Annotated in this window: 14 protein-coding genes; 9 read left to right on the top strand and 5 right to left on the bottom strand. The window is 74.3% G+C overall.

Features of this window, described 5'->3' with window-relative positions:
* Positions 1-14 precede the first annotated feature (14 nt).
* Both ABZ272_RS25605 and ABZ272_RS25600 read left to right on the top strand, forming a co-directional pair.
* On the top strand, positions 15-623 hold the full coding sequence (locus ABZ272_RS25605; protein ID WP_355052454.1) for a hemerythrin domain-containing protein: 609 nt from the start codon (positions 15-17) through the stop codon (positions 621-623).
* 88 nt (positions 624-711) lie between these two features.
* Positions 712-1,683: a LysR family transcriptional regulator gene (locus ABZ272_RS25600; protein ID WP_355052453.1), complete on the top strand. Its 972-nt coding sequence runs from the start codon at positions 712-714 to the stop codon at positions 1,681-1,683.
* A gap of 3 nt (positions 1,684-1,686) precedes the next feature.
* On the opposite strand, the gene ABZ272_RS25595 is transcribed toward ABZ272_RS25600, so the two are convergent.
* Complete coding sequence (locus tag ABZ272_RS25595) at positions 1,687-2,814, bottom strand: NAD(P)/FAD-dependent oxidoreductase (protein WP_355052452.1); 1,128 nt, start codon at positions 2,812-2,814, stop codon at positions 1,687-1,689.
* A 24-nt stretch (positions 2,815-2,838) separates the two neighbouring features.
* On the opposite strand from ABZ272_RS25595, the gene ABZ272_RS25590 reads away from it, so the two are divergent.
* On the top strand, positions 2,839-3,561 hold the full coding sequence (locus ABZ272_RS25590; RefSeq protein ID WP_355052451.1) for a TetR/AcrR family transcriptional regulator: 723 nt from the start codon (positions 2,839-2,841) through the stop codon (positions 3,559-3,561).
* 60 nt (positions 3,562-3,621) lie between these two features.
* A complete protein-coding gene (locus ABZ272_RS25585; protein WP_266241928.1) occupies positions 3,622-3,867 on the top strand; it encodes a hypothetical protein in 246 nt (81 codons plus the stop codon).
* 53 nt (positions 3,868-3,920) lie between these two features.
* On the opposite strand, the gene ABZ272_RS25580 is transcribed toward ABZ272_RS25585, so the two are convergent.
* The 3 genes from ABZ272_RS25580 to ABZ272_RS25570 are packed head-to-tail and all read right to left on the bottom strand — an operon-like array spanning position 3,921 to position 6,999.
* Entirely contained in the window at positions 3,921-4,271 is a 351-nt protein-coding gene (locus ABZ272_RS25580; RefSeq protein WP_234582023.1) for a DUF3140 domain-containing protein, read from the bottom strand.
* Positions 4,271-4,444 (bottom strand): hypothetical protein, encoded by a 174-nt coding sequence (locus tag ABZ272_RS25575; protein ID WP_355052450.1) that lies wholly within the window; start codon positions 4,442-4,444, stop codon positions 4,271-4,273. Before ABZ272_RS25575 ends, ABZ272_RS25580 begins: the two co-directional genes overlap by 1 nt.
* Entirely contained in the window at positions 4,441-6,999 is a 2,559-nt protein-coding gene (locus ABZ272_RS25570) for an ATP-dependent Clp protease ATP-binding subunit (RefSeq protein WP_355052449.1), read from the bottom strand. Before ABZ272_RS25570 ends, ABZ272_RS25575 begins: the two co-directional genes overlap by 4 nt.
* A 139-nt stretch (positions 7,000-7,138) precedes the next feature.
* Here ABZ272_RS25570 and ABZ272_RS25565 point away from each other — a divergent pair, with 139 nt between their 5' ends.
* From ABZ272_RS25565 to ABZ272_RS25545, 5 genes are all read left to right on the top strand, one after another.
* On the top strand, positions 7,139-7,519 hold the full coding sequence (locus ABZ272_RS25565; protein ID WP_355052448.1) for a hypothetical protein: 381 nt from the start codon (positions 7,139-7,141) through the stop codon (positions 7,517-7,519).
* 152 nt (positions 7,520-7,671) lie between these two features.
* Positions 7,672-7,932 carry a hypothetical protein gene (locus ABZ272_RS25560; protein ID WP_007076395.1) on the top strand — a complete coding sequence of 87 codons (261 nt, stop codon included), beginning with the start codon at positions 7,672-7,674 and terminating at the stop codon, positions 7,930-7,932.
* A gap of 6 nt (positions 7,933-7,938) precedes the next feature.
* Positions 7,939-9,000: a hypothetical protein gene (locus ABZ272_RS25555; RefSeq protein WP_355052447.1), complete on the top strand. Its 1,062-nt coding sequence runs from the start codon at positions 7,939-7,941 to the stop codon at positions 8,998-9,000.
* Positions 8,993-11,668 carry an FtsK/SpoIIIE domain-containing protein gene (locus tag ABZ272_RS25550; RefSeq protein WP_355052446.1) on the top strand — a complete coding sequence of 892 codons (2,676 nt, stop codon included), beginning with the start codon at positions 8,993-8,995 and terminating at the stop codon, positions 11,666-11,668. Before ABZ272_RS25555 ends, ABZ272_RS25550 begins: the two co-directional genes overlap by 8 nt.
* Positions 11,665-12,327 carry a hypothetical protein gene (locus tag ABZ272_RS25545; protein WP_355052445.1) on the top strand — a complete coding sequence of 221 codons (663 nt, stop codon included), beginning with the start codon at positions 11,665-11,667 and terminating at the stop codon, positions 12,325-12,327. Before ABZ272_RS25550 ends, ABZ272_RS25545 begins: the two co-directional genes overlap by 4 nt.
* Positions 12,328-12,422: 95 nt before the next feature.
* On the opposite strand, the gene ABZ272_RS25540 is transcribed toward ABZ272_RS25545, so the two are convergent.
* Entirely contained in the window at positions 12,423-13,709 is a 1,287-nt protein-coding gene (locus tag ABZ272_RS25540) for a cupin domain-containing protein (protein ID WP_355052444.1), read from the bottom strand.
* Positions 13,710-13,765 lie beyond the last annotated feature (56 nt).

Genomic DNA, 13,765 nt, shown 5'->3' with positions numbered 1-13,765 from the left:
TCGAGGAGGGCATCATGTCCGCCGTTCCCCTGCCCCCGTTGCCGCCCACGCCCGCACCCGACGAGGGTTACCGACCCGGCGGCCGCAGCGTCGCCGACATCGTGGACCGCGAGCACCGGCAGTTGCTGACCCTCGTGGACCAGCTGAGCGGCCCGGACACGACGCCGAACGACGCGCTGGCGGTGCTCACCGCCGCGCTGTCGCGGCACATCTCCGCCGAGGAGCAGTACCTGCTGCCGGCGGTGCGGGCGGCGCTGCCGGCCGAGGCCGCCCGGGTGGACGCCGAGATCGACGGTGACGCGGCGCTGCTGGCCGCCCTCAAGGGGCTGAACGACGAGAGCGTGACCGAGGTCGCCGAGCGGGTCCGCCGCCACGTCGACGGGGTGGGCGCGCTCGTCACCGAGCTGCGCGCGGTGGCGACGTCGGAGGAGCTGATCCGGCTGGGCAACCGGTTGGAGATCGCCGAGGAGGCCGCGCCGACCCGGCCGCACCCGGGCACTCCGGCCACGCCGCCGTGGAACCGCATCGTCGAGCCGGCGGTGGGCGTGGTGGACAAGCTCCGCGACGCGGTGACGCGGCGGCCGACGTACCTGAAGGACCTGCCGGAGCCGCCGCGCGACTGAAGGCGCGGGCCGCACCACAGAATGCATTCAATGTGACCGATCCACTTGGCCCCTTCCGCAGGCTGCGACGTGGTCCTACCGTCACCGTATGAACCTGGAGCTGCGACACCTACGGGTGGTCTGCGCGATCGCGGAGACAGGGAGTGTGACCAAGGCGGCGTCGGCCCTCGGGCTCGCCCAGCCGGCGCTGACCGCCCAGCTCCAGCGGATCGAACGGACGCTGGGCGGGCCGCTGTTCGACCGGGACCGGCGCGGCGCCCGCCCCACCGCGCTCGGTGAGCTGGTGCTCGCCCGGGCCCGGGTGCTGCTGCCGGCCATGAAGGGTCTGCAGGACGAGGCGGCGCGGCTGGCCGGCGCCGCCGAGGTGTCGCGCTGCTACCGGCTCGGCGGCGTGAACAGCCCGATCCTGGGCCGGCTGGTGCACCGGCTCGCTGCCGAGGAGCCGCCGGCCCAGATCACCACGTACGCCTCGTGGTCGGTGGACGAGCTGGCGCAGTTGGTGGCGGGCGGACGGTTGGACTTCGCCCTCACCGGCGTCTGCGGCGACTCCACCCCCTCGGCCGAGTTCGGGTTGAGGTGGCGGGAGGTGGCCGTCGATCCGGTGCTGGTCCTGCTGCCGGCGAGCCACCCGCTCGCCGACCGGGACGAGGTGCGCCTGGCCGACCTGCGCCACGAGCAATGGGTGGCGGCGCCCGGCGACGGCTGCTTCGGCGACTGTTTCGCCGCCGCCTGCGCCCGCGCCGGCTTCACCCCGCGCAAGGTGTACGAGACCGACATCCGCGGCTGCGTCGACCTGGTGGACGCCGGCGTGGCGGTGGCCCTGTGCCAGGCGACGTTCCGGCCGGTGGCCGGTCTGGTCACCCGGCGGTTGGCCGGTGTCCCGCTGCGCTGGCGACTGCTGCTGGGGTGGCATCCGGAGTCGCCCGCCGCCCGCGACGCGGAGCTGCTGCTGGCCACGGCGAAGGCGGCCTACACCGACTCGCTGGCGTCGCACCCCACCTACCTGGACTGGCTGGTGCGCAACCCGGCCTTCGGCGTCCGGCAGCCCAGCGCGGCGTGAGGCCTAGGTGCTGACGGGCTCGGCGGGACGCCGCGTGAAGAAGCGGACGAGGTCGTCGGCCGCCGTCGGGGACAGCATCATCGCCTGGACCCGTGCGCACATCTCGGCGATCGGCTGGACCCTGGCGAACATCGCCTCCTCGTACGCCCGGATCGCCGCGTCCGGGTCGCCGGGGTGGACGACGAGTTGGTGAGCGAGTTCGGCGGCGTCCAGCATGGCCTGGTTGGCGCCCTCACCGACCGGGGGCATGAGGTGCGCGGCGTCACCGAGCAGGGTGACTCCCGGCTGGTGGACCCAGCGCGCGCCGACCGGCATCGCCTCGACCCGGCGCGGCGTCGGCTCGTCGTCGCCGGCGTCGATGAGCGCGGTGAGGCGCGTGTCCCAGCCGTCGAAGAGGGCCCGTAGCGCATCCTTGCTGCGGTAGGCGTCCAGGTCACGGCCCTCGGCACGGAGGGAGATCCCGACCCGGATGCTGCCGTCGCCGAGGCGCTGGGCGGCGAGGATCTGGTTGACGCCGACGCACCACAGGTTGCCGGGGCCGACCATCTCGGCGAGATCCGGGTGGCGTCGGTCGGCGTCGCCGATGGTGAGATCCACGTGGGTGGAGACGTACGTCAGTGGCGCGTCGATCAGCAGCGGTCGGACCACCGAGCGGGCGCCGTCCGCGCCGACGAGGATGTCGCATTCGACGCGACGACCGTCGTCGAAGGTCAGCAGGAAACCGCCGGTGGGTCGCGGCGTCGCCCCGACGAGGCGATGATCCCAGGCGACGGCGTCGGACGGGAGCGCGTCGAGCAGAAGATGACGCAGGACGGTGCGGTCGATCTCCGGGCGTCCGTCGAACGAGCCGGGGCGCGGTGTGTGGTGCACGAGCGTACGCCCGGCGGGGTCGAGGATGCGGTGCTCCTCGCCCTCGGGCCGCGCCGACGACCGGAACTCCTCGCCGAGGCCCGCCTCGGCGAGGGCGCGCTGCCCGGACTCCGGGTGCAGGTCGAGCATCCCGCCCTGTGAGCGCGCGGCCCGGTCCGTCTCGCGTTCGTGGACCACCGCCTCGACGCCGTGCAGGTGCAGGATCCGTGCCAGGGTCAGCCCACCCAGGCCGCCGCCCACGATCGCCAGTCGCATCGCCATGCTCCTTACCGTACACTGTATTGCGTGGATACACCGTACGGTAGCGAAGTGGTGCCCGTGTGGGAACGGCCCGAGCCCCGCCCGCGGGCGACGCCGGTGCCGCTGAGCCGCGCGAAGATCGCCGAAACGGCGATCCGGCTCGCCGACGCGCACGGCCTCGACGGCCTGTCGGTCCGCCGGATCGCCAAGGAACTCGGCGTCGGTCCGATGCGCCTCTACGACTACGTGACCAACCGGTCAGAGCTGCTCGACCTGATGGTCGACGCCGTCTACGCCGAGATCGCCGAGGGCGGCCCGCACCCCGGGTGGCGAGCCACGGTGCTGGCCATCGTGCGACGGACCCGCGCCGCCGCCCTCGACCACGAGTGGTTCTCCGACCTGCTCGGCGGACGACCGCAGCTCGGGCCGCACGCACTCGCCGTGGGCGAGTCGACGGCCGCGGCGCTCAGCCAGGCCCCCGCCGTACGCGACGTCGACGACCTCCAGCGGGCCCTGGGCGCCCTCAACGCCTTCATCATCGGAGCGCTGCGGCGGGAGGTCACCGAGCGACGTACCGCCCGGGCCACCGGCACCGAGTTGAGCGCCTGGCAGGCCAGCCTCGGCCCCTACCTGACGCGCATGCTCGACACGGGCCGCTACCCCACGATCGCCCGGCTCGTCGTCGACGGCGCGCACCTCGACGCCGAGGAGACGTTCGACCACAACCTGACCACCCTCCTGGACGGCATCGCCGGCCAGGAAGGCTAGGTGAGGCGAGACGAGGGCCACCGCCGGTGCGAACCGCCGCTGTCCGGGTATCTGGCGGACATGACCGATCTCTACCCGCCCGCCGACGACCGCGAACTGCTCCGCCAGGCCGCCGCCGCGCACACCGCCGCCACCCGTCAGGTGGAGGCTTTCCTGCGCCGGCTTCCGGAGGTGCCCGACCCGGCCGACGTCACCGAGTACGCCAACCTGCTCACCCGCGAGGACCAGACCCGGGGCGAACGCGACGCCGCCGCCGACGCGGCGGGGCTGACCATCGGCAGCCTGGAACCCGACCAGGGCCAGTAGGGCGCGACGACGGCGCCGACCCGAACCGGGTCGGCGCCGTCCCGTACGGCCGCTCAGCGTTCCACGAGCGGATCGTGCCCGAGGTCGAGCAGCGAGTGCCGCCACTCGTCGTCGGCGTTGCCGCGCCGGGGCTTGGCGTCCATCAGCTCGCGGATCCGCTCGACCGCCTCGCGCATCACCTCGATGTCCTCCGGCGTGAGGTCGACCTTGCGCTTGTTGAGCACCTTGAGGATCTCCCGCCCCGGCTGGGGCAGATCCAGGTCCGGGTTCGGACTGAACGACTCCTCCCCGGATCCCCTGGTCAACAGCCAGGTGCGCAGCTGCTCCGACGGGACGTTGACCTCGGCGTGGAAGTCCTCCCAGAGCACTTCCACCTCGGGGTCGAGCCGCGTGTCGCGTACCATCACGTCTCCTCTCGCGTCTCCGGGTCGTCCTGGTCGGGCTTGGGGTGCAGGCCCTCGGCTGGTACCCGCGTCCGACGTGGATTGGCCGTCGGGGGCGCCAGGATCGGGTCGGGGTGCTCGTCCGCGTCCTCGTGCGGCTCGTCGTGGTCCTCGCGTCCCGCCGGCCCGCTCATCGTGGATGTGTTGTCGTGGCGGTGGTGTAGCCCCGCTCGCCCGCAGTCACGTCGAAGGTGAGCTGCCCGTCGCGGGCGTCGACGACGACCTTCTGGCCGGGTGAGATCGCCGATTCGAGCAGCATCCGGGACAGGTGGTTGTCGACCTCGCGCTGGATCACCCGGCGCAGCGGACGGGCGCCGAACTCGGGCTGGTAGCCGTGCTCGGCGAGCCAGTCCACCCCGGCGGTGGTGAACTCGACCTGGATGTCCTGGGCGTGCATCCGGCGGCGGGTCTCCTCCAGCAGCAGCGCGGTGATGTCGCGCAACTGCTCGGCCTCCAGTCGACGGAAGATGATGACCTCGTCGATGCGGTTGAGGAACTCCGGGCGGAAGTTCTCCTGCAGGCGGCGCATCAACCGCTCGCGCAGCTCGTCGTTCTCCTGCTCGCTGCCGGGCGCGCCGGTGCCGAAGCCGACGGCACGCTGGGTGCCGGTGATCAGCTCGGAGCCGAGGTTGCTCGTCATGATCAGGACGGTGTTCTTGAAGTTCACCGTACGGCCCTGGCTGTCGGTGAGCCGTCCGTCGTCGAGCACCTGGAGCAGGATGTTGAACACGTCCGGGTGCGCCTTCTCGATCTCGTCGAGCAGCACCACCGCGTACGGGCGGCGGCGTACCGCCTCGGTGAGCTGGCCGGCCTCCTCGTAGCCGACGTACCCGGGCGGGGCGCCGACCAGCCGGCTGACGGTGTGCCGCTCCTGGAACTCGCTCATGTCGACCCGGACCATCCGGTCCGCCTCGCCGAACAGCGCCTCGGCCAGGGCGCGGGCCAGCTCGGTCTTGCCGACGCCCGTGGGTCCGAGGAACAGGAAGCTGCCCATCGGGCGCTCCGGGTCGGCCAGCCCGGCCCGGGACCGGCGGACCGCCTCGGCCACCGCGGTGACCGCGTCGTCCTGGCCGACCACCTTCTCGTGCAGGTGACCCTCCAGGCGCAGCAGCCGGTCGCGTTCCTCCTCGGTGAGCTGGCTGACGGGGATGCCCGTCGCCCGGGACACCACCTCGGCGATCTCCTGCGGGCCCACCTCGGGCACCTGCGAGGACGACGGCCCGTCCTCGCCGTTGGCCCGCCGCATCTCCTGCTCCAGCTCGGAGATCCGGTCGCGCAGCGCCGACGCCCGCTCGTACTGCTCGTCGGTGACGGCCTGCTCCTTGTCCCGGCGTACGTCGTCGAGCTCCTGTTCCAGCTCCCGTACGTCGGACGCCGGGGTACGGGTGCGCAACCGCACGCGCGCGCCGGCCTGGTCGATGAGGTCGATCGCCTTGTCCGGCAGGAACCGGTCGGTGACGTACCGGTCGGACAGCTCGGCGGCGGTGACCAGCGCCTCGTCGGTGAAGCGCACCTGGTGGTGCGCCTCGTACCGGTCCCGCAGTCCGCGCAGGATCGCGATCGTGTCGTCGATGCTCGGCTCGGGCACCAACACCGGCTGGAAACGCCGGGCCAGCGCGGCGTCCTTCTCGATGCTCTTGCGGTACTCGTCCAGCGTGGTCGCGCCGATCACCCGCAGCTCGCCCCGCGCCAGGGCGGGCTTGAGCATGTTGGACGCGTCCATGCCGCCCTCGCTGCCGGCGCCACCGGCCCCGACCAGGGTGTGGATCTCGTCCATGAAGATGATCAGCTCGTCGCGGTGGGCCCGGATCTCGTCGATGACCTTCTTGAGCCGTTCCTCGAAGTCGCCCCGGTAGCGGGTGCCGGCGACCAGGCCGGCCAGGTCGAGCTGGACCACCCGCTTGCCGAGCAGGGTCTGCGGCACGTCCCCGTCGCAGATCCGCTCGGCCAACCCCTCGACGATGGCGGTCTTGCCGACGCCGGCCTCGCCGATGAGCACCGGATTGTTCTTGGTCCGCCGGGACAGGATCTCCACGGCCTGCTCGATCTCGTCGGCCCGCCCGATCACCGGGTCGATCTGGTCGGCGCGGGCCAGGTCGGTGAGGTCCTGGCCGTACTGGTCGAGGGTGGGCGTACCCCGGTCCGGCTTCGGTCCGTTCATCGGGCCGCGCTCGGCGTTGGCGGCCTGCAACGACTCGGGTTGGATCCGACCGGCGGCCAGCATCCGCCCGGCGGGCGACTCGGGGTTGAGCGGCAGGGCCATCAGGATGTGCTCGGGGCCGATGTAGTTCGCGCCCATCGCCCGGGACAGCTGGTGGGCGTCGAGCAGCGCCCGCTTGGCCGCCGGGGTCAGCGACAGGTTGGGCGGCACCTCGCCGCGCGGCGCGCCGTCGCCCTTTCCACCAAGGGCGTTGAGCAGGGTGTCCGGGTCGGCGCCGGCCCGGCGGACCAGGTCGCGCAGCGGTTCGCGTTGCAGCGCGGCCCAGAGCAGGTGGTCGGTGTCCAGGTCGTTGCTCTGCCGCTGCGCGGCGCGACGGGCCGCGTCGGCCAGCATCTCCCGGGCGTCGGCGGTCATCAGTCGGGTGATGTCGACCCGGTGCGGCGGTCGGCGTCCTCCCTCACCCCGGCCGAAGTACCGGGCCAGGAATTCGTCCCACGGGTCGGAGCCGAGATCACCGGGTCCCATCATCTATCTCCTCCGCAGTCGGGGCGCGGCACGGTCGGCAGGGGCTACCCGGCACCCGGCCCGACAAACGCCGCAGGTGGTGTCGCACCGCGCTGTGGAGTGGCGTCCGGCCGGTTCGGGCCGGTGGTGGCAGGCTGGCGGCATGACGGAGAACCCGCTGCTGATCGTGGACGGCGCCAACGTGGTGGGCTCCCGCCCCAACGGGTGGTGGCGGGACCGGGCCGGGGCCGCCGCCCGGCTGCGGGACGCCCTCGCTCCGGTGGCCGCCGAGGGACTTCCCGCCCGGTTGACGGCACCGGTCGACGTGGTGCTCGTGGTCGAGGGCGCGGCGCGGGACGTGCCGGGCATCGACGAGGTGCGCGTGGTCTCCGCCCCCGGTTCGGGGGACGACACGGTGGTCGAGCTGGTGCGGACGGCCCCGCAGCGCCGCCGGCTGGTGGTCACCGCCGACCGGGAGCTGCGCGAGCGGGTCACGGCCCTGGGCGCCGAGGTGTACGGCCCTCGCTGGCTCCGCGATAACTGAAAAGTTCTCGCACTGGGACTCCCACAGAACGGACTCCCGGCACTTCACGGGGGTTAACGGTCAGGCGGGCATCAACACCGCCAGGGCGGATGTTCTCCCGGGGACGCCGGTAGGCTCTAATGGAGATCTCCCCGCCCCCAGGAGGTTCCGCCGTGGCGAGCGTCGCCGAGCTGAAGGCTGCCATCGATGTCGCCCTCCAACAGATCGGTGACGGGCAGACAGCCGTCCAGGCGGCGGGTGAGAAGCTGGCCGAGGCGCAACAGACACTGGCCGGCGCGCTGGAGGGCAGCGGCCACGAGACGGTCGAGGCGGCCCAGGCCTCGCTGACACAGGCCAGTCAGGAGTTGGAGGAGTGTCTCGCCGCGACACTGGTCGCGGTGGAGCAGGCCCAGCTCTACGTCTCCACCCTGTAGGCCGACATGTCCATCATCGAGGACATCGGCGGTCAGGTCCGTGCGGCCAGCGAGGAGTTCCCGGTGGGTCTGCTCGGTCAGGCCCTGGAGAAGTTCGGCCTGGCCGCCGAGCGGCTGCGCTGGGTCCGCCAGGAGTCGGCCAACCCCATGGGCGTGCCCGAGCTGTCCGCCGCCACCGAGCACGCCGAGAGCGCGAACTACGCGCTACGGGTGGCGCAGGAGCAGCTGTCGGCGTACCTGGCCGCGATCGGGTTGGCCGCCGACGGCGCCCCGGCACCCCGACCACAGCAGCGCGACCAGCGCCACGACGAGGCGCCGTCGGACGGACCCACCACTGTGGCGCCGGAGCGGCCCGAGCAGGTACGGATGCGTCGCTGGTGGTCCGTACGGGTGGCCGAGCTGACCGGCGGGCGCGAGACCGGCACGGACGAGCCCGACGAGCGGCTACGCGACTCGACGGAGCTGCTGCGCCGGGTCGTGGGCGGCGTACGCGCCGGTGACCGCGACCGACTGCGGACCGAGCTGCGCCGCGCGTCGGCCGACGTGGGCCTCGGCATGGCGGCGCTCGCGCCACCGTTGCTGCGCGAGCTGGCCGGTGAGCTGCTGGGGCACCCGCCCCGCGCCAGCGACCTCGGCCGGCTGCGCGGGGAGCTGGACGGCCGGGTACGGGACCTGCTGCCCGGGCTGCCGCCGCCGGTGCTGGAGACCCTGCTGACCCGGGTGTGCCGGATGCCGCCGCCACGCACGTCCGGGGAGCCGCCGCACGCCGCCGACTCGGCCGTGGCCGCCGGGGTGACGGCCGGGCTGCTGCTCGCCCGGCTGGGCCGGGACCTGCCCACGGGAACGCCGCGGGCCGCCGCCGAGCCGGACGCGGGCCCGGCTCCAGGCCGCGACGACAAGCGCGCCGGCGCCCCGCCCGGCAGCGGCGCGAGCCCCCGTCCGAGCGTCCCGCGCGCCGGTGGTCCGCCTTCCGGCGCGGCGGGTGGGCAGGCGTCGGGTGGGGTCGTACCGCCGCGTACGGGCAGCCCGTGGCGGGACGCGCCGGCTCGCCGGGGCTCCGATGGCTGACCGGCGCGGGCAGCTCGCCGCCCGGGTCCGGGACTCGCTCGCCGAGGCGCTGGGCGCCACCCGTACCCGGCTGTCGGCGGCGCAGGCCGACCTGAGCGCCGGTCGCGAGCGGCTCGCCCGGGTCCGCCGGGCCGCCGCCGCCGTACCCGAGCGGGTGGGCGGCCAACGCGACCGCCGCCTCGCCGAGATCGACGCCCGGCACGCCACCCGCATCGCGGAGCTGGCCCGCCACGCCGCCGACGCCGCCCGCCAGGAGGCGCCCGGCTGCGCCGGCGCCGACTGGCCGGGCTGGACCCCCACGCCCCTGCGCCGGGCCGAGCCACCCGGCGCGCTGCGGGTCGGCACGGTCCGGCTCGACGACGTCGAGCCGGTGCCCGCGCTGGTGCCGCTGCTCGACGCCGGGCACGTCCACCTGTCCGGCGACGACCGCGCCGGCTGCGACGCCGTGGTGTCCGCGCTGCTGCTGCGGGCCGTCGGCCGCGCCGACCCCGGTGGGGTACGACTGATCGGGTACGACCCGGAGCACCTCGGCGGCGGCCTGGCCGGGTTCGCGCCCCTGGTCACGGCGGGGCTGCTCACCTTCGTCGGGCCGGGCGGACTGGGTCCGCTCCTGGACGACCTGGTCGAACAGATCCGGCGGATCAACGAGACGGTGCTGGCCGGCGAGTACGGGTCCCTGCGGGAGCTGGCCTCGGCGACCGGCCGCCGCCCCGAGCCGTGGCGGGTGGCGGTGCTGCTCGGCGGCGACGAGTTGAACCGGCACGAGCGCGGGCAGCTCGACCGGGTGGTCCGGGCCGGCGCGGCCTGTGGGGTGCACCTGGTGGTCCGTGGCGTCTCGCTGCCCGACGACCCGACGGTGACCCGGGTGGTGGCGGACGCGTCGGGCGCCCGCATCGGCGGCCCGTCGGGCCTGTCGGTGCGGCTGGACCCACCACCGCCGGCGACGCTGGTCACCGAGACCTGCCGCGAGGTCGCCGCCCAGGTGAACGCCGGTCCGCCGCCGACGCCGTTCGGCGACCTGTTGCCGCCGCCGGAGCTGATGTGGCGGGAGAACTCGGCGGACGGCCTGACCGTGCCGATCGGCGAGGGACCGCAGGGTCGGCCGGTACGCCTGACGCTCGCCGACTATCCGCCGCACGCCCTCATCGGAGGTCCGTCCGGCACCGGCAAGACGAACCTGATCTTCGCGTGGATCGGCGCGCTGGCGGCCCGCTACTCCCCCGCCGAGCTGGAGTTCTATCTGCTGGACTTCAAGGAGGGCGTGTCCTTCGCCCGGTTCGCGCAGGGCCGGCGTGACCCGAGCTGGCTGCCGCACATGCGCCTGGTGGGGATCAACGTCAACACTGACCGGGAGTTCGGGCTGGCGCTGCTGCGCTTCCTCGCCGAGGAGCTGCGGCGGCGGGCCGACGCGGCCAAGAAACACGAGGTCACCAAGCTCGCCGAGCTGCGCGCGGTGGACCCGACCGGGCACTGGCCGCGGATCGTCGCGGTGGTCGACGAGTTCCAGATGCTGCTGGCGGGCCGTGACGTGGTGGCCCGGGAGGCCGCCGACCTGCTGGAGGACCTGGCCCGCCGCGGCCGGTCGCAGGGCATCCACCTGGTGCTCGCCTCCCAGGACGTCCGGGGCATCGAGGCGCTGTGGGGGCGTCCCGCGCTGGTGGCGCAGTTCGCCCTGCGGATCGCGCTGCCCAAGGCGTTGCGGATCCTCGCCGAACGAAACGACGCGGCGCAGTCACTGCCACGCTGGCACGCGGTGGTCAACGCCGAGTCGGGCATGGTCGAGGGCAACGAGGTCGCCCGGATCCCGGCCGCCAGCGACTGGGAGACGTGGAGCGGCCTGCAACACCGCCTGTGGCGGATGCGCCCGCCGGACGCGGCCCCGGCCCGGCTCTTCGACGGTGACGCGATCCCCCGGCTCACCGAGGCCCCCGACTTCCGGGCCCTCGAAGCCCCGGCGGACGGCCGCGCCCCGCGCAACCCGGTGGCCCTGCTCGGCGAGATCATCGACGTGCAGGCGCGTTCGGCGGCGCTACGGCTGCCCCGCGCGCCCGGACGCAACCTGGCGGTGCTCGGCACGCGGGTGGACGAGGCGTGCGCGGTGCTGGACGCGGCCGCCCGGTCGTTGGCCCGCCAGCACCCGCCGGGCACCGCCCGCTTCTCCATCGCCTGCCTCGACCCGGACGCCGACGGCATCGCCCGCACGCTCTACGACGACCTGGCCGACGACGCCGCCTGGTACGACGAGGAGACGGTCGGCGAGTTGATGTCCGAGACGGCCGACGGGTTGTCCAGCACGGGCATTCCGCACTACCTGCTGCTGTTCGCGGTCGACGCGGCGGCCGGCGCCCTCGCGGCGCGGACGGGCCGGCGCACGGGCCTGGAGCAGTTGCGCCGGATCCTGCACGACGGGCCGGAGCGGCGTACCCACGTGCTGGCCTGGTGGCGGGGCGTGGCGCGGATGCGCGCCGACCTGGGTGGTCCCGCCGCCCGTACCGACCAGATCGGGGCCTGGGTGGCGCTGGACGCGCACGGCGGCGAGCTGGGCGCGTCGCTCTATCCGGGCACCGGCGGCCCGGACTGGTATCCCCGCCCGTGGCGCGGACTCTTCTTCGACCGGGCCGTGCACCGCACCGGTCACGTGATCATCCCCTATGGACCGTCGCGATGAACGAACCGGTGGCCAGTGAGACGTACACGGCGCAGCTACGACGGCTCGCCGAGCTGACCGCTCGGGTGCGCGAACAGCGCGCCGAGGCGCACACCTGGTACGAGCGGCAGTGCGCGGCGGCCGAACGCGCGGTCGACGAGGCCGTCGCCGAGGTGCGACGTGCCGAGCAGGAACTGGTCGACGCCCGCGAGGAACAGGAACGGGTGGACGCCGAGGTGGCGCACCTGTGGCAGCAGGCCCGTGCCCGGCTGGGCGCCCGTCGCATCGGCGGACCGCCCGTGCCGGCCAACGGCAGTGCCCCCGCCGACCCGGCGGTGCTGCTCGGCCGGGTCCGTGACCTGCTGAACCGGGCCGGGCAGCCCGGTGAGCTGCCGGGCTCGGTCAACCCGTTGCTGGCGCTGTGCGGGGCGGGCGGCGCGGTGCTCGGGTACGCGCTGGGCGTTGCCGCGCGGGCGCTCGGCGTCGGGTACGGCGGCGACCTGGCGGTCGGACTGCCGGTGCTGGCGCTGGTGGTGACGCTGCTCGGGCCGCTGATGGGGCTCGCGCCGGCGCGGGCGCTGGCCGACCGCCGGCACGCGATGCTCGGCCCCCAACCGATCATGGTGGTACTCGGCGGCGGCCTGGTAACAACGGTGCTGCTACTGGCGCTAGCCCGCTGACCGACCGCCCCCCTGCTCTCCGGTTGATCAAGAGGTTTGCGTCATCGACCCGGCGTGTCGTGACGCGAACCTCTTGATCAACCGGCTGGAGAGGGTCAGGCCGGCACCAGGACGGCCTCGCGCAGGAGGCGGCGGGCCAGGGTGACCCGGTCGGCGTCGTCCGGCAGGCCCGGTAGGTCACCGACGCGGGTCGCGGTGCCGCTGAGCAGCGTGCGGGTGGCTGGCTCGCAGTCGGCGGGCAGCGTGATCGTGCGGTCGAACAGCCGGAGCGCCACCTGGCTGTCCCCGTGCGGCGCGAGCTGCCACCGCAGGCCCGGTCGCAGGACGAGCCGGGAGTCGGCGTCCAGCGTGGCCAGCGCGCCGGCCTGGGCGAGCGGACGGATCGGCGCCGGGCGGGCCGCCGGCCAGGCGCGCTGGCGCAGCCGCGCGGCGACCGCGCCCGGGTCGGCCCGCAGCAGCCAGTCGCGCAGCGCCTCCACCGTCTCGGTCAACTCCGGCTCGATGGCGTCCGGGTCGGCGACGTCGGTGCCGAACGGCAGGCTGGCCCGCAGCCGCTGGTCCTCGGCGGCCAGCGCGAGCAGTTCCTCGACGAGCGCGTAGCGGGTCAACGCGCGGATGCCCACGGTCAGGTGCAGCGAGCTGGCCTCCTGCGCCTGGGCGCTGTGCAGCCACCCGCGCGGCAGGTAGAGGGCGTCGCCGGGCGCGAGCACCACGTCCAGCGCGGCGGGACCCTGCGCGGTGGCGCCGACCTCGTCGGCGCGGCCGCCCCACGGCTGCTTCTCCAGCGGGTCCGGCAGCACCGGCGGGTGGATCCGCCAGTGCTTCCGACCGTCCACCTGGAGCACGAACACGTCGTGGGTGTCGTAGTGGGTGGCGAAGCCCTGGCTGCCCGCCGGGGTGAGGTAGGCGTTGACCTGCAACGGCTGACGCAGCGCGAGGCCCAGGTCGCGGGCGAAGTCCACCAGCGGCGGCCAGATCCGGTGCAGGCCCTGCACCACCAGCGTGGCACCGCCGGCGTACTGCTCCAGGATCCGCTCGTCGAGCACCTGGTCGCCAATCTCGGCGCCGGCCCCGCCGCCGCCGGTCCAGCGGGCCGCCGGCACGAGCTGGCCGTCCTTGGCGACCCGCAGGAAAGGGGTACGCAGACCGCGCCGGCTGAGCAGCTCGTCGGCATCGTCCGGGCTGAAGAGGTCGGTGAACCCGGCCGGGTCGGGCAGCTCGGCGGCGCGGGACAGCAGCGGGGTGTGGCCCCAGTGCGCGGCGGCGAACTTGGCGGGCTCGACCGACACGCAGCGCGCCAGCGCGGCGGCGGCCGCGCCGTCGGAGGCCACGGACGGAACCGCCGGGCGGCCGTGGCCGCCCGGCGGGTCGAGGTATGTCATGACGTGCCGCTACCGGGCGCTGCCGTCGGCGCCACCGTCCTGGTGACCCGGGGTCG

Origin of the sequence: Micromonospora sp. NPDC005979 (assembly GCF_040614415.1) — a bacterium.
Classification (GTDB): domain Bacteria; phylum Actinomycetota; class Actinomycetes; order Mycobacteriales; family Micromonosporaceae; genus Micromonospora.
The sequence above is the reverse complement of the archived record's forward strand: the minus strand, read 5'-3'. Positions and strand labels throughout refer to the sequence as shown.